This is a genomic window from Paenarthrobacter sp. NPDC056912, from assembly GCF_042786555.1.
GTDB lineage: Bacteria > Actinomycetota > Actinomycetes > Actinomycetales > Micrococcaceae > Arthrobacter.
Genome location: NZ_JBHUCD010000019.1, coordinates 31,769 through 46,119, shown reverse-complemented (window position 1 = coordinate 46,119; position 14,351 = coordinate 31,769). Strand labels below are relative to the sequence as shown.

Annotated in this window: 13 protein-coding genes; 6 read left to right on the top strand and 7 right to left on the bottom strand. The window is 64.8% G+C overall.

Features of this window, described 5'->3' with window-relative positions; translation table 11 throughout:
• Positions 1-148 precede the first annotated feature (148 nt).
• On the bottom strand, positions 149-910 hold the full coding sequence (locus ACFRJ9_RS18785; RefSeq protein ID WP_377671043.1) for a glycoside hydrolase family 16 protein: 762 nt from the start codon (positions 908-910) through the stop codon (positions 149-151).
• A gap of 47 nt (positions 911-957) precedes the next feature.
• The gene (locus ACFRJ9_RS18780; RefSeq protein WP_377671041.1) at positions 958-1,158 is read right to left on the bottom strand and encodes a hypothetical protein; all 201 of its coding nucleotides are present in this window, start codon (positions 1,156-1,158) and stop codon (positions 958-960) included.
• 405 nt (positions 1,159-1,563) lie between these two features.
• Between ACFRJ9_RS18780 and ACFRJ9_RS18775 the strand changes: the two genes are divergently transcribed.
• The 3 genes from ACFRJ9_RS18775 to ACFRJ9_RS18765 are packed head-to-tail and all read left to right on the top strand — an operon-like array spanning position 1,564 to position 4,986.
• Positions 1,564-4,095 carry a CHAT domain-containing protein gene (locus ACFRJ9_RS18775; protein WP_377671038.1) on the top strand — a complete coding sequence of 844 codons (2,532 nt, stop codon included), beginning with the start codon at positions 1,564-1,566 and terminating at the stop codon, positions 4,093-4,095.
• The gene (locus ACFRJ9_RS18770) at positions 4,092-4,439 is read left to right on the top strand and encodes a CU044_2847 family protein (RefSeq protein ID WP_377671036.1); all 348 of its coding nucleotides are present in this window, start codon (positions 4,092-4,094) and stop codon (positions 4,437-4,439) included. The genes ACFRJ9_RS18775 and ACFRJ9_RS18770 overlap by 4 nt, the downstream gene beginning before the upstream one ends.
• 40 nt (positions 4,440-4,479) lie before the next feature.
• Positions 4,480-4,986: a universal stress protein gene (locus ACFRJ9_RS18765; protein ID WP_377671034.1), complete on the top strand. Its 507-nt coding sequence runs from the start codon at positions 4,480-4,482 to the stop codon at positions 4,984-4,986.
• Between the two features lie 307 nt (positions 4,987-5,293).
• Here ACFRJ9_RS18765 and ACFRJ9_RS18760 read toward each other — a convergent pair whose 3' ends face one another.
• From ACFRJ9_RS18760 to ACFRJ9_RS18745, 4 genes are read right to left on the bottom strand one after another with little or no spacing between them, the layout of a single operon-like run.
• A complete protein-coding gene (locus tag ACFRJ9_RS18760) occupies positions 5,294-6,685 on the bottom strand; it encodes a GntP family permease (protein WP_377671031.1) in 1,392 nt (463 codons plus the stop codon).
• A 23-nt stretch (positions 6,686-6,708) separates the two neighbouring features.
• Positions 6,709-7,344 carry a bifunctional 4-hydroxy-2-oxoglutarate aldolase/2-dehydro-3-deoxy-phosphogluconate aldolase gene (locus tag ACFRJ9_RS18755; RefSeq protein WP_377671029.1) on the bottom strand — a complete coding sequence of 212 codons (636 nt, stop codon included), beginning with the start codon at positions 7,342-7,344 and terminating at the stop codon, positions 6,709-6,711.
• Positions 7,341-8,993: an amidohydrolase family protein gene (locus tag ACFRJ9_RS18750; protein WP_377671026.1), complete on the bottom strand. Its 1,653-nt coding sequence runs from the start codon at positions 8,991-8,993 to the stop codon at positions 7,341-7,343. Before ACFRJ9_RS18750 ends, ACFRJ9_RS18755 begins: the two co-directional genes overlap by 4 nt.
• Before the next feature lie 11 nt (positions 8,994-9,004).
• The gene (locus ACFRJ9_RS18745) at positions 9,005-10,300 is read right to left on the bottom strand and encodes an alanine racemase (RefSeq protein WP_377671024.1); all 1,296 of its coding nucleotides are present in this window, start codon (positions 10,298-10,300) and stop codon (positions 9,005-9,007) included.
• A gap of 234 nt (positions 10,301-10,534) precedes the next feature.
• On the opposite strand from ACFRJ9_RS18745, the gene ACFRJ9_RS18740 reads away from it, so the two are divergent.
• Genes ACFRJ9_RS18740 through ACFRJ9_RS18730 form a run of 3 tightly spaced genes read left to right on the top strand, consistent with a single transcriptional unit; the run spans position 10,535 to position 12,709 of the window.
• Positions 10,535-11,542, top strand: coding sequence for a sugar kinase (locus ACFRJ9_RS18740; protein ID WP_377671021.1), 1,008 nt, complete (start codon positions 10,535-10,537; stop codon positions 11,540-11,542).
• Positions 11,502-12,308 (top strand): IclR family transcriptional regulator, encoded by an 807-nt coding sequence (locus ACFRJ9_RS18735; RefSeq protein WP_377671019.1) that lies wholly within the window; start codon positions 11,502-11,504, stop codon positions 12,306-12,308. Before ACFRJ9_RS18740 ends, ACFRJ9_RS18735 begins: the two co-directional genes overlap by 41 nt.
• Positions 12,305-12,709, top strand: coding sequence for a RidA family protein (locus ACFRJ9_RS18730; protein ID WP_377671017.1), 405 nt, complete (start codon positions 12,305-12,307; stop codon positions 12,707-12,709). Before ACFRJ9_RS18735 ends, ACFRJ9_RS18730 begins: the two co-directional genes overlap by 4 nt.
• 308 nt (positions 12,710-13,017) lie before the next feature.
• Here ACFRJ9_RS18730 and ACFRJ9_RS18725 read toward each other — a convergent pair whose 3' ends face one another.
• Complete coding sequence (locus tag ACFRJ9_RS18725) at positions 13,018-13,941, bottom strand: AEC family transporter (RefSeq protein ID WP_377671015.1); 924 nt, start codon at positions 13,939-13,941, stop codon at positions 13,018-13,020.
• Positions 13,942-14,351 lie beyond the last annotated feature (410 nt).

The window sequence follows — 14,351 nt, the reverse complement described above, 5'->3', positions numbered from 1 at the left end:
GTGGGTGGCAACGGTTTTTGGGTGGGATGGGGCGGAAGATAGCGCGGACTTGTCCCCGAACACTTCAGCTTCTGCGACTTCTCATTCCAATCAGGGTGGTGGGAGCAGACCCGGCAGAGGCTGAATCAGACCCGGACCAAGCCACCTCTTAGCCCCCCGCCCCAATCACCGAATGAATCATTGCGGTCTTCGGGTAGTCCCGCGGTTCACGCTGTTCCGTCGCGGGAAATTCGAAGAGATCGATCATCAGTTGCTGCTGGTAAAGCAGCCGCTGCGGGCTGGACATGATCACTTGCCCATCAACGGAGAACTCAGCCCCTTCCCCGGACCAGCGGACACCGTAGGTGTGCGGTTGGGTGGCGTCAATCGGCAGCTGGATGTCGCGGACGTCGCTTGTCAGCCGCGGATCGTGATGCGCTTTGATACCGACACGGACGGTACTGCTGCCTGGCGCGATCTTGTCTCCGAAGAGTTCGGCGATGCACAGCTCCCCTGAATCTGCAGGGCCGGACTCTTCAAATCCAACCAGCCAGATGCCCAGCATGCAGGAAGGGTCCGCGGAGGCGCTCACCCGCACCTGGACCTCACCCGTCACCGGCGTCCACAACCGACGAGCGGGCTGAGGAGTTTCAACGAGGAGCCCATCGAGGCGGTGACGGTGCGTGCCACGCGTGGACCCCGCGTCCCCGGAGAACGTCCCGGTTTGGAGGTTGCTGACCCGGAAGGTCCCATCCGCGTCCCGCCACGCCGGTTGGTCCGCATCAACGCGCAGTCGAAGTCCCGCGGATGTGAAGTCATACCGGGCCTGCGAGCGCGCTGGCTCGGTCCACTGCGGGAGGTAGTGGTCCACCCAAAGCTCGTTGTTCAGCACAGGACCGGTAAAGCGCTCTTCAAAAGTTTCCCTAGGCACGGGGAAATACTAAGCGAGCCGCCGGGCGAGAAGCCTTAAACCCGGTGTCAGTCCACGAACTCCGACTGCGTCTGGATGAAGTCCCAATCGGCATCGGTCAGCACGCCGCTGACTTTGTCCGGATGGGGGCCTCCAGCCTCGGCTATGTGCTGGAGCACCGGCAAAGGAAGTTCATCGGTGCGCAGGTTCTCGCGAAGCCATTCCTTGCTGTCCAGGTGCAGATCGAGCCACCACATGTAGATTTCCATCGCGGACCGCCTTTCCTCGCATTAACCGTAGGCCGGGGCAGGGACGTCTACAAGGGTTGGTCGCAACGACGGTTGAGCCATCTGCTCAGGCACCGCGCCACGTACGACGACGACGCCTGGGTGAGTGCCGCCGTCGTGCCTTTGTGGGGCGGCTGGCTTGGTGGCGGTGGGCGGCCACCACCCACTTTGCTTTGGCGAGGAGCAGGACGCGCCGTATTTCCCGGCGTGTCCCGCCATGTTCCGGGTCAAAGTGGGTCGTGGCGGCGCGCCCCTCCAGCGGAACGCCTGCAAGTCCTGCAGCCAGCGGCCCTTGTCAGCAACGGGGCGAAGGGCCAATCTATTCGTAAGGGCACACCGGCGCGCAGCTTCTGGGGGTCGGCCCGCCCGTCGCACAAGGGATCCGCGATGGACTGTGACATCGAGCTGGAAATCGATACCGGCTCTGCACGCGGCGAATATACGGTGCACGTGGTCCGTGCACCGGCGGGAGGACACGCTTCAGGGATGTTCACCCTGGACGTTGACGGCATCCTGGACAGGCTCCCCCAGCTTGAAGCCACTGTTCTGGCCTCGGCCGTTGCTGCCCGTCGAACCATGCCCGTTGCCGAGCTGGCCGTGCGCGAAGTGGGCCAGGAATTGTTCCAAGCACTGTTCACGCGTGAGGTTTACGGCACGTATCGGGCGAGCCTGGGTGCTGCGCAGCATGCCGGCCAGCAGCTGAGGGTGGTGCTGAGGTTGGCGGCTCCGGAGTTGGCCACGATGCCGTGGGAGACACTGTTCGACCCCGAAACGGAGACCTATCTCTGCCAGACCGAGCCTTTGCTCCGGCACGTCCCCGCGCCGGACTACAACTTGAACCCCTTGGATGTGGCTCCCCCGCTGCGCATCCTGGGGATCGTGGCCTCGCCGCGGGATCTCCCTGCCCTCGATGTCCAGGCTGAGAAGGACCATCTGAACAGTGCCCTGGCCGGCCCGGTGTCGGAAGGCCGTGTGGAGCTGGTGTGGGCGAAGAGCGGGACTTGGGATGACGTGCAGTCCATGCTGCTCGCGGGGCCGTGGCATGTGGTGCATTTCGTTGGACATGGCGATTACGACTCCCGGACGGACGAGGGCAGGATCGCACTCGTCGGGCCGGACGGCAGGGCTGCAATGGTCCGCGCGGTCCGACTCATGGCGTTGCTCAGCGTGGCCGCTCCGCGTCCACGGCTTGTGGTGCTGAATTCGTGTTCCTCGGGTGAGATGGGTCAAGCGGACCTCTTCTCAGGTACGGCGTCGGCCTTGGTTCGGAGCGGAATCGGCGCGGTGGCGGCCATGCAGTTCGCCATCAGCGACTCCGCCGCCATCGCCTTCGCGCACGGTTTCTACGCTGCGATCGCCAACGGGCGGACGGTGGACGAAGCCGCCCGCGTCGGCAGGATCTCGGTCATGGCCAGCCCGGACGGCACTCTGGAGTGGGTCACCCCGGCCCTCTACGTCCGCGGCGGCTCCACTCAACTGTTCACGCTCACCGGCACTCCGCGCGCCCCGGCATCTGATGAACGTTCGACGGCGGCAGCACCGTCGGGCGGTCCGGCGCCCGTACCAGCAACCGCAGGTCAGGCGGCTGCGCAGGCCGGACAGACGCAGGCCGCACAGACGCAGGCTGCCCAAGCCAACGCCGAGCAGGCAATGAAGCGCGCCCAACTACGCGCCCTGTATGTGCAGGCTTCCGCCGAGTTGAGGGCCCGACGCAACGAGCAGGCCGTTGAACTGTTCGACGACCTCCTGACATTGGAGCCCGGATATCGGGATGCAACGGTGTTGAGGGACACTGCACGGAAGCGGCTGGACATGGCCCGGACCTACCGGGCAGCGCTGGAAGCGGAAGAGTCCGGTGATTGGTTGGCCGCGGCAGACGGCTTCGCGCTGGTCCAGGAGGATCCCGAGTACCCGGATGCAGCGGCCAGGAAGCAGGACTGTGAACGCCAGCAGCGTGTCTCGGATTTGCAGGGTGAGCTGCGGTATCACTCGTCTTTGGGCTCTTGGGAAGCAGTGCTGGACGTGTCTGCGGAGCTGGCCACTGTGGACCCGGCAGCAGCAGATCCCGACGGGCTCGCCAGTGCCGCGGAAGCTGAAATAGAGAAGGCGAAACCGAAGGAACCCCCTGCCCAAGTACCCGCGGAAGAAGAACACCACGGTTCGTACACCGCCGCGGACCTGCCTCCCAAGACGCCGAGGAGCACCGCTGCGAATCCCGCACCTGCGGCGAGCCCGGTGTCCAGGCTGAAAGCACCACAAACCCCAACGCGGGCCCCGGCACTTGCCGGAGTACCGGCGTCGAGCGCCAACGTACGCGAACAGAACGCTCCCAAGCCAGCCGAACCCGGAGCCAGCAACAGCGCGGCCCCGCTCGCCTGGGGTGGCGCGGCGCTGGCGGTGGCCGGCGGCGTGGGCTTTGGATTTGCGGTTTTCTTCATGTGGTTCGACGAGAACTACTGGCAGGACAACGGCGGGGACATAGTGCTCCGGCTCCTTTACGGGTTGCTGACCCCGTTCGGATACCTGTTGTTGACGGTGGCGGGCTTGCCGAACCGGACAGCGCAGGGTCGGCTGGCGATGGCGGGCGTGATTGTTTCGGCGGCGATCTTCGGACTGGCGGGGCTTAATTTCACAGTGGAAGTGGCGGCCGTCGTGTTCAGTTTTGCCCTGGCCGCCTTCGGGCTGTGGGCCGGCGTCCTGGCCCTGAAGCAGCCTGCGCAGCGCACGCTCGCTTGGCTTTTGCTGTTGCCTACGGTGTTGCAGCCGATCATCTGGATCCAGGGGAAAGGCGTGTTCATGCAGAGCTGGTATATGTCGCAGGCTCTTCCGTTGCTGCTGCATCTTGTGGTGTTGTGCGCGGCCGGCCTCGGATTCATGGTGGCGGCCCGCAAGCTGCGTGACGCGGGGACCTCGCCATGAGCCGCCTGGTGGAGTTCACCACCGACGACGGCGGCACGGTAGTGGTGGAGGTGGCGAGCGCTGCGGGGAGCCTGGTGACCAGGGGCGGCGACCACGCGGGCGATCATTCCGGGGTTTTCGCCCGCGCCCAGCAGACTTTCGAGCGGGCACTGGCGCACGTGCGTCCTGCGGTTCAAGGTGTGATCGACGAGCTGCTGAGCCTGGAAAACCGGCCGGACGAGGTCAGCGTGGAGTTCGGCATCGACCTTCATGCAGAGGCCGGGGCGTTCATCGCGTCGGCGAGCACTGCGTCCAATTTCAAGGTGCGGCTCACCTGGAACAAACCAGTCCAGCCAGCGCCCTAAATAGCCTGTTCATCGGCACCCCGCGGCGCAACAATTAGCTATGGCTGCGGAAAATTTCAGCGGACGGATTCCCTTGGTTGTGGGCGTTTTGCCGGACCAGCATGTGGAGGTTCTGCAGACCGCCAGGACCCTCGCCGAGCAACTCGGCGTGCCGCTGGTGTGCGCGTATGTGGACGAGGCCAGCTACCTCGTGGAATGGGACCCGGCGCGGGAGGCCCACCGGATGTCCCTGCATCCTGAGAAGGACGACGCCGATGTCCAGGCCGTCCGCGGTGATCTGGGCCGAGTCATCGCGGAAGCCATGGACGGCGGCACAGCGGATTGGACGTTGAGGCTGCTGGCTGGAGATCCTGCGCGGGCCCTGGGCCGGCTGGCCTCGGACATCAACGCTTCCATGATCATTGTGGGGACCCCCGAACCCGGGTTGGGGCACCGGATTTCGGAGGTCCTGAACGGATCGGTGGCGGCGTGGCTCAGCCATCATCAGCGCCGCCCTGTGCTGATAGTGCCGCAGAAAAAGAGGCATGAATCCGCCTCGAAAAACTAAAGCGAAAGTACTAATTCGAGGTGGTGGCAAAGGCGTCGCACGGCACGTAGAGTGATTACTGCAGGTAGCGAAAGCCCCTGCTCAAAGGCCGCTCCGGAGTGCGTATCCCCCAATAACGCACTCCGGAGCTCTTTGTTTTAAGCGGGCTTTTGGTGTGTGCCGCTACGACCTTCTTTGACGCGCAAACGGCCCCGACACACCTTTTTGAAGGCGTGTCGGGGCCGTTGAGATATCAAAGAGGGTCGTGACGGTGCAGGCTCACCAATACCAACTCACGACGCCGGCACCCGGCTTGGGTGCCGCGGGGTCACCTGACGAACGTGTACAGCAGCGCCGCCATTCCGAAGCCCACAATGGAGAGCACGGTTTCCAGCACGGTCCAGGTCTTCAGGGTGTCTTTGACGGACATGTTGAAGTACTTGGAGATGATCCAGAACCCGCCGTCATTGACGTGGCTGGCGATGATGGAGCCCGAGGAAATGGCCACCACAATCAAGGCGAGCTGCGGCTGGGTGTACCCGGTAGCCAGGCTGGGTGCCAGGATGCCACCGGTGGTGACGATCGCAACCGTGGCCGAACCCTGGGCGATGCGCATGCCTGCGCTGATGACGAACGCCGAGAGGATGATCGGCAGGCCGGCCTGCGACAGCGAGTCCGCAACAGCCTTGCCAACGCCGGTGGCGGAAAGGACGGCGCCGAAGAAGGCACCGGCACCAACAACCAGCAGGATCATGCCCACCGGACGCAGCGAGGAGCCCGTGATTTCGCTGAGCTCAGAGGAAGTCATGCCGCGGCGGATACCCAGCAGCCACATGGCAAGCAGCACGGCGACGGTCAGCGCGATGGCAGGGTTGCCGAAGAACTGGAGCACGTCCCGGAAAACCCCTGGCGGAGCGAAGATGTTGCCGAACGTGCCGCCCAGGATGAGGATCATGGGCAGGCCGATAGCCAGCAGCACCAGCCCGATGGAGGGTTCGTTGCCTTTGGCCTGATCCGATTCGGGAACGATCCTGTCTTCGGGGACGGAGACCATGACGCGCTTGCCGATCCAGGTGCCCCACAAAATACCGGATGCGAACCAGGCGGGGATGCCGCAGATGAGGCCCATGAGGATGATCCAGCCGAGGTCCACGTGGAACAAGCCGGCGGCAGCAACGGGTCCCGGGTGCGGGGGCAGGAAAGCGTGGGTTACGGAGAGGCCTGCCAGCAAGGGAAGGGCGTACAGCACCAGGGACTTGCCGCCGCGGATCGCTGCAACGTAGACCAGTGGCGCCAACACGAAGATGCCGATGTCGAAGAACACCGGGATACCCAGCACGAAGCCGGTGATGCCCATGGCCAGAGGGGTGCCCTTTTCGCCGAAGATCTTCACGAGCCTGGCGAGCAGCACTTCCGCGCCACCGGATCGCTCCAGAATGGCGCCGAGCACCGTACCAAGGCCGATGATCACCGTGATGTGGCCAAGGATGCCCGCGAAACCCTTCTCAATGAGGGCGTCGCTGCTCTTGGTGGCCGAGCCCACCAGGGCTTCCACCGAGATCCCGCCCACCAAGGCCACGATCACACCGGTTCCCACCAAGGCGATGAACGGTTCGAGTTTGACCTTGATGATCAGGAACAGCAGGAGGGCAATGCCAGCGCCTGCCAGGAGGAGCAGGCCGGCGGTGTCGTGCCGCAGCCATTCAAGAAATTCATTCATGGGCGTTACTTTCTCGGTTAGTCCTACTTGAGGGTGCCGGTGAAGGCGGCGGCACGTGCCGCGATGTCTGCCCAGTCGCCGGCAGCAACCGCTGCGGGCGGGACTACGCTGGTGCCGCAGCAGACTGCGGCAGCACCGGCGTCGAGGTAGCTCTTGGCGTTGGAGGCGTCGATGCCTCCCGAAGGCAGCAAGCGGATGCCCGGGTACGGGCCCTGCAGGTCCTTCAAGTACGCCGGGCCGAGCTGCCGGGCGGGGAAAATCTTGACCGCGGCCGAGCCCAGGTCCAGGGCCTGCGCCACCTCGGTGGGAGTCATGGCGCCGAGGCTGAACGGGATCCCGGCGGCCACTGCGACGGCGGCGACCTCCGGGCGAAGGCCCGGCGTCACCAGGAACTTCGCGCCGGCGTCGATCGCTGCCCGGGCTTGGTCCGCTGTCATTACCGTGCCGATTCCGACGGCGGCACCGTGGTCCGCCGCGGTCTCCGCCGCGCGCTTGACGTGCTTGAGTACGTCCGGCGTGGTGAACGTCAGTTCGACGCTGCGGATTCCGCCGTCGGCCAGTGCCCGGCAGAGATCCGCGGCGTCGGTGATGGACGGAGCGCGAACCACTGCCAGGGTGCGGTCGGCTTCGAGCTGCTGGAGGAATTGTTCGGGGGTCATTGTTGTCCTTCTCGGGTGAAGCCGTCATTGTGTCGGCGCAGGGCACGGCCGGCGCGGGCGCCGGTGGGCTGGCCGCCGTCGATCGCTGCCGTGCCATTGACGAAGACGTACTGGATGCCGCTGGCGGCTTGGCGGGGATTTTCAAAAGTGGCTTCGTCGCGGATGGTCTCGGGGTCGAAGAGCACGACGTCGGCCGCGTAGCCCTCGCGGACCAGTCCCCTGTTGTGGAGCTTGAGTCGTGCGGCGGGGCGGCCAGTGAGGTGATGGACCGTTTCCTCGAGGCTGAGCAGCCCGAGGTCGCGGCTGTAGTGGCCGAGGTAGCGCGGGAACGTCCCCCAGGCCCGGGGGTGTGGCTTGGCGCCGACCAGGAGTCCGTCGCTGCCGCCGGTGTGGGTGCGGTGCTTCATGATGGCCTGCACGTTTTCCTCGTGGCCCACGTGCTGGAGGATGCCGGTGCCGAGGCGGTCTTCCGTGAGGATGTGCACGAAGACATCGAAGGGTTCCTTGCCCGTTTCAACGGCGATGTCCCTGATGGTCTTGCCCACGTAGCCTGCGAGTGCCGGGTTCTGCACTCCGCTGATTTCCAGGGTGTCCCACTCGGCAACGACGCCGTGGCAGCCGTCGGAGCCGTAGATCTCCACGGTTTCCCGGATTTTGGCCCTCGTTTCGGGGTCGGCCAGCCGGGCCAAGGTGGCGTCGGTCCCGCCGGACGAGGCCCAGCTCGGGAGGATGGCGCTGAGCGTCGTGGCCCCCGGGAGGTACGGATACGTGTCCAGGGTGATGTCCACGCCCTGGCCCAAGGCTTCATCGATCAGGTCCAGGAGTTCCCCTGCACGGCCCTTGTTTTCGGCGAAGTTCATGGTGGCGTGGGACAGGTGCAGGGCACAGCCGGTGTCGCGGCTAAGCCCGATCATTTCGGCGTAGGCATTCAGCGCGCCCTTGCCGTAGGAACGATGGTGCGGCGCGTAGAAGCCACCCATTTCCCCCACAGTCCGGAGGAGCCCGGCAAGTTCCTCGGTCTGCGCGTACATGCCCGGGGTATAGGTGAGGCCCGAGGACATTCCCACGGCCCCCTCCTCCATCGCCGTGCGGATGACGTCCTGCATCTGCCGCTGTTGCTCCGGCGTGGGGTCTCCCTCGGCGAAGCCCATCACCATAGCGCGGACAGTTCCCTGGGGTAACAGGTAGGCGGCGTTGGTGGCGATGCGCCCGCCGTCTTCAACCCTGTCCAACCGGTCGAGGTACTCCCCCACGGTCCGCCAGTTCCAGTCGAAATCGGCCGGATTGTCGTTCCAACCAGCGATCTTCTCCCGGACACCGGCCAGAGTGGCATCGTCAACCGGCGCGTAGGACAGGCCGTCCTGGCCCAGCAATTCCGTGGTGACACCCTGGCTGAGCTTGGCGTAGTGCTCCCTGTTCACCAGCAGTTGCAGGTCCGAGTGCGCGTGCATGTCGATGAAGCCGGGGCTCAGGACAAGTCCTGTGGCGTCGATGACGCGGTCCGTTTCCGCTGCGGCGCGGGATTCAGCGGTGAGGGTTCCGGCGTCGACGACGGCGGCAATCACCGCACCGTCCAGCAGGACGTCCGCGGTGCGGCGGTCCGCTCCGGTTCCGTCCACCAGGGTGGCGTTGCTGATGAGGGTCTTCATGGCGTTGGGTCCTAGAAGAAGGTATGGATGAGGTCGACGACGGTCTGGTCGCCGTTGGTGTCGGCGAGCACCGGGATGACGGTCCATTTATCGAACGCGGTGCACGGGTGGGACAAGCCCAGCCTGACAACGTCGCCGGGGTTCACCGAGATGGTGCTGGCGTCGAAGGTCATGAAGCTGTGCTGATCGTTGACCGAGGTGATTTCGGCTCCGAGTAACGGTTCCATGGGTCCGCCAAGGGTAGGGCCGATGAGCTGCGGCTCGGGCAGTCCTTCGTCGAAGGGGAGGTCGCGCTTGCCGGCGTCGAGGATGGCCAGGCCGGGTTCGGTCTGCGAAACAACGCGTGCCCAGCCGTACATTCCGGCCGTGAACGGCTGGTCGCCTTCGCGGGAGAACGGCGAGATTCCGCGGTAGAAACCGTCGTCGTGGACGATGTAGGCGCCGCTGCGGATCATGAGGTCCACGCGGGGGCCGGTTCCGCTGTTGATGCACGGTGAGAGGACTGTGACCACATCGTCGAAGTACGCGCTGCCGCCGGCCGTGAGGATCACGGAGTCGGTGCCGTACAACCCTTCGGCGAGCAACTGCTCGTGAAGCAGCCGCATCGTGGCGAGGTAGCCGCGAACGGCGGCCAGGCCGGCGTCGTCCGCTGTGTGCGCGAGCGAGCCCTCGTAGCCGCTGACGCCCACAAGCCGAAGGTTGTGCGAGGCGGAGATCGCGCGGGCAACCTCCAGGGCAGCGTCGACGCCGCGGGCGCCGGTCCGGCCGCCGTGGGCGCCGAGTTCCACCAGGACATCCAGCACGGCATCGCTGCCGGCGAGGGTCCGGTTGATGACGTCCACGGTTCCCAGGGAGTCGATCCAGGACAGGATGGTGGTGTCCGCGGGCTGGGCGGCTACCCACTGGATCGCGTGCGGATCCGTGAGGCTGTTGGCCAGCTGCAGGTTCCGGACTCCGAACTCGCGGGCCACCCTGAGTTGCGCGAAGTTAGCCAGTGTGATGCCCCAGGCGCCACGGTTGAGCTGCTCGGTCCAGAGCTGCGGCGACATGGTGGTCTTGCCGTGCGGCGCGAGCAGGACGCCGTGGTCCGCGCACCACTTGGCCAGGCGATCGGCGTTGCCTGCGAGCGCCGAAGCGTCGAGTGTCAGCAGTGGCGTCTGGAGGTCGGCCAGCGTGTGCTTGGCGGCGAGGAAGCCCGCGTGTGTGGTCCCGTTGGCGGTTGCCGGCACGGCCTTGTGCCGCCAGTCGAGCCTGCGGTCTGCGAGGCCGGCCACGGCGGTTGCCGAAATGGCTTCGGAAGTGTTCACGCGTTCATTCCCTTCGCGGTGCTGCGTTTTTGGAGCTGCGTTGTGGGGTTGTGTGTCCTTGCGTTGCGTATTTTGCAACGCTGGTTGCAAACCTGCTGGTGATATGTCTAACATGGTGGCGGATTGAGAGTCAAGGCCGCGGCACGTCCGCAGAGCCGTCCAATCCGCCGCGGAACGCTCCGTATCGCGGCGTCCGAGTGCCGCTGAAAAGCGCAAGACCGAGTGCGGGAGAACATGCTTTCAGCTGTCTGTGTTGGCGAGACGATGGCCATGCTTACCCCTGTCCACGCCGTACCCCTCCATCTCGCCACCGAACTCCACTTCGGAATCGGCGGTGCGGAGTCGAACGTTGCCATGGGCCTCGCCGCGATGGGCCTGGACACCCACTGGGTCAGCCGGGTAGGCCGCGACGGCTTCGGCACACGTATCCTTCGCGACCTCCAGGATCACGGCGTAGGCGTCTCCGGAGTAGAGGTGGACGACTCCCTGCCCACCGGCCTGTACGTGAAGGTCCCCGCCCAGGAATCAGACCCCGACGGCGGCAGCTCGGTGTTGTACTACCGGCAAGGATCCGCGGCATCGGCCATGGGACGGGACACTCTGGGCAATCCGGCAGTTTCCTCCCTGCTGGAAAACGCCGCACTCATCCACCTGAGCGGAATCACCGCCGCACTCTCTCCCGACTGTCTGGCACTCTTGGAGGCCATCCTCACCGCACCGCGGAACGGCCGGACCATCAGCTTCGACGTCAACTGGCGCGAAGCCCTCTGGACAGGCCAAGACCGTTCTGTCCTCCAGCGCCTGGCGAACCTTGCCGACGTCGTGCTTGTTGGAAAAGACGAAGCCGAGCACGCCTTCGGCACCACCGACGAAGCCGAACTCCGCCGGATGATGCCCGACCCCGAAGTGCTGGTCATCAAGAACGAGGCCATCAGCGCTATCTCCCTGAACCGGACCGGCACCCGGGAAGAGGTTCCCGCACTGTCCGTCGCCGTCGTCGAGCCTGTTGGTGCCGGTGACTCGTTCGCCGCCGGTTACCTCAGCGGCATGCTGTTCGGACTGGGTCAGAAGGAGAGCCTGCGCCGCGGGCACGCAGCGGCAGCGTGCACGCTGACCGTTCACGGCGACCGCGGCCCGCTGCCCGACGCCGCCGAGCTCGCAGCCATCCTCGATTCTTCGGATGACGCCTGGGCTGCTATTCATGTTGAAGACGGACAATTCAACACCAGAACCGGAGCGTGACACCTTGAGCCAGAGCCTCATGCGGGCCATCGACCTGCTCGCCGAACTCGCCGCCAAACCCGCCACCTTGGACGAGCTCTCGTCCAAAGCCTCCGTGCACAAAACCACCGTGATGCGGCTCCTTCACGCCATGGAGGAGAAGCGCTTTGTGGTGCGCGACGAGGATCAGCGGTTCATGCTCGGCTCCAAGCTGTTCGAACTGTCCTCCCTGGCACTGGAACAACGGGACATCCGCAAAGTGGCGCACCCGCATCTGGCCGAACTCAACGGCCTTACCGGGCACACCGTCCACCTCGCCGCGTTCGAAGGAAGCGACGTGGTGTACATCGACAAGTTCGAGTCCCACCACCCCGTCCGCATGTACTCGCGCATCGGCCTGACTGCATCGCTGCACTCGGCCGCCGTATCCAAAGTCCTCCTCGCCGACATGCCTCGCAGCCGCCAGGAAAAGATCGCGGCAGGACTGGACTACATCAAAGTTACCGAGAACACCCTGACCTCACCGGAGGCCCTCCTGGCCGAACTGGAGCAGGTCAGGATCCAAGGCTGGGCCCACGACAACGCCGAGCACGAAGCCTTCGTGCACTGCATCGCGGCCCCCATCCGCGACGCCAGCGGCGCCGTTGTAGCCGCAGCCTCTTGTTCGGTACCGGTAGTGATGCTCAGCTATGAAGGATTGCTGGAGCTGCTGCCCGACCTCAAAGCCAGCACCGAGGCCATCTCCAACGACCTCGGCTGGATCAGCCACGAAAGGAACTCAGCATGAGTGAAAAGACCGTAGTACTGACCGAAAACGCCCCCGCCCCGGCGCACGTATTCTCCCAGGGCATCAAAAAGGGCGGCATGTTCCAGGTTTCCGGCCAGGGCCCCATGGACCCCGCCACCAACCAGTACATCGGCGAGGGCGACGTTCGCGTCCAGACCCGACGCACCCTGGAAAACGTGAAGGCCATCCTGGAAGCCGGCGGATCCTCCGTTGAGGACGTCCTTATGTTCCGCGTCTACCTCACCACCCGCGACGACTTCCCCGCCATGAACGAGGTCTATGGCGAATTCATCCGCGAGAACGTCCCCAGCGGTTTGCTGCCGAGCCGCACCACCGTGTTCGTGGACCTGCCGCACGAGGTCATGCTGGTGGAGATCGACGCCCTGGCTGTTACTGCGTAACCCTCTCTCACATCCCTACCGGATTCGAGCGACCCTCCCTCACTTCCCCAGGAGGTTCGACGGCGGCACTTACGTGAGTGCCGCCGTCGAGCGTTTAAGCGTGATTGGGTAGGCGGTCCGCCACGACCCACTTTGATTGTTCAGGCGGGGCAACACGCCGCATTGCCGGGCGTGTCCGGCCCTTCCCGGATTCAAAGTTGGTGGTGGCGGCCCCCCCTATTTTTGGATGCGGCTCCCCAACGCTTGGGATGTGAGAGAGCGTTCGCCAAAAAGGGCACTGAAGTGAGAGAGGGCTGGGCGTTGTCGGCTTAGCCGAACAGCCAGGCCGCCCCGAGGAGCAGCGGGACCGCCAGGATGCTGGTGAACACGGCCGTCGATTGGGCGATGCCTTGGCCCACTCCATATCGGACCGAGTACAAGACCACGTTCTGGCCGGTGGGCAGGATCGCGCAGGCCGTGACAACGAAGGTACTGAACGGGTCCAGATGGAAGACGAACGCAGCAAGAACCCACGCGAGCACGGGCTGGACTGCCGACTTAAGAATGACGGCGATGGTGGTGGGCACGCGGTCATCGACGCCGGGGCGGACTGACAACCCGTGCAGGGACATGCCGAAGATGATCAGCATCAGCGGGACAGCCAACTGAGCCACCAATGCCAAGGGATCCAGGACCATGCCGGGCAGTTCAATCCCTAAAGCGCTGACCACGATGCCCAGGATGGCTGCCACGGTGACCGGGTTCCGGAAGGGGATGGAGAGTATGCGCCAGACAGAGACCTGCCTACCCGAGGGATCCATGAGGTCCAGGATTGTCAACGCAATCGGCGTGACAATAGCGAGCTGGAAGAGCATGATCGGCGTGACATACGTGGCGCTCCCCAGGATGTACAGCGACAACGGAACACCCAGGTTGGTGGAGTTCACGATGCCTACGGACAATGCGCCGATAGTGGTCCGCCGGACGCCCCAGCGGCCAATCGCACCAGCAACGCCGAACACGAGCATGACGACCACGGCTGTTACCACGGAGATCAGGCCGGTTGCGCTCAGAACATCTGAAATGTGCCGCGATGCGATGGCCGAGAACATCAAGCAGGGCAGCCCCACCATGAAGGTCAATGTGGAGAGGACCTTGCTTCCTTCAGGGCCCAGTGCCTTGGTCCGGCCGAGGATGTAGCCGATGAGCAGGACCACACCGACAACAAAGAAACCCTTGAGGACTCCGTCCAAACCGCTTTCCTCAATCCATTCTTCGGGAGGGCCGGCTGATGACGCAGGCTGACTGGGGACGGATTCAGCCTATCGGGATGCTCGGCGTTGCGCGCTAATTGGTGGTTGGCTTGCGGCGTGTGCCGTCACGACCCACTTTGACTTCCAGACCGCCCCAACACGCCGGGAAGCGCGGCGTGTCGAGGAGCGCACGGCCTCAAAGAGGGTAAGGAAGCAACGACGCCCCGGCGCCACAACGGTGACGCTGGAGGCCTAAGCCACGATCGATGCGTACGACGGCAGCACTCGGGTGAGTGCCGCCGTCGCGCGTCAACTGGTGGTTGGCTTGCGGCGTGTGCCGTCACGACCCACTTTGACTTCCAGACCGCCCCAACACGCCGGGAAGCGCGGCGTGTCGAGGAGCGCACGGC

What these genes read in the sequence shown, in the direction of transcription:
- ACFRJ9_RS18780 (WP_377671041.1), bottom strand. Translation starts at nt 1,158, where the DNA reads ATGGAAATCTACATGTGGTGGCTCGATCTGCACCTGGACAGCAAGGAA.
- ACFRJ9_RS18775 (WP_377671038.1), top strand. Translation starts at nt 1,564, where the DNA reads ATGGACTGTGACATCGAGCTGGAAATCGATACCGGCTCTGCACGCGGC.
- ACFRJ9_RS18770 (WP_377671036.1), top strand. Translation starts at nt 4,092, where the DNA reads ATGAGCCGCCTGGTGGAGTTCACCACCGACGACGGCGGCACGGTAGTG.
- ACFRJ9_RS18765 (WP_377671034.1), top strand. Translation starts at nt 4,480, where the DNA reads ATGGCTGCGGAAAATTTCAGCGGACGGATTCCCTTGGTTGTGGGCGTT.
- ACFRJ9_RS18760 (WP_377671031.1), bottom strand. Translation starts at nt 6,685, where the DNA reads ATGAATGAATTTCTTGAATGGCTGCGGCACGACACCGCCGGCCTGCTC.
- ACFRJ9_RS18755 (WP_377671029.1), bottom strand. Translation starts at nt 7,344, where the DNA reads ATGACCCCCGAACAATTCCTCCAGCAGCTCGAAGCCGACCGCACCCTG.
- ACFRJ9_RS18750 (WP_377671026.1), bottom strand. Translation starts at nt 8,993, where the DNA reads ATGAAGACCCTCATCAGCAACGCCACCCTGGTGGACGGAACCGGAGCG.
- ACFRJ9_RS18740 (WP_377671021.1), top strand. Translation starts at nt 10,535, where the DNA reads ATGCTTTCAGCTGTCTGTGTTGGCGAGACGATGGCCATGCTTACCCCT.
- ACFRJ9_RS18735 (WP_377671019.1), top strand. Translation starts at nt 11,502, where the DNA reads ATGTTGAAGACGGACAATTCAACACCAGAACCGGAGCGTGACACCTTG.
- ACFRJ9_RS18730 (WP_377671017.1), top strand. Translation starts at nt 12,305, where the DNA reads ATGAGTGAAAAGACCGTAGTACTGACCGAAAACGCCCCCGCCCCGGCG.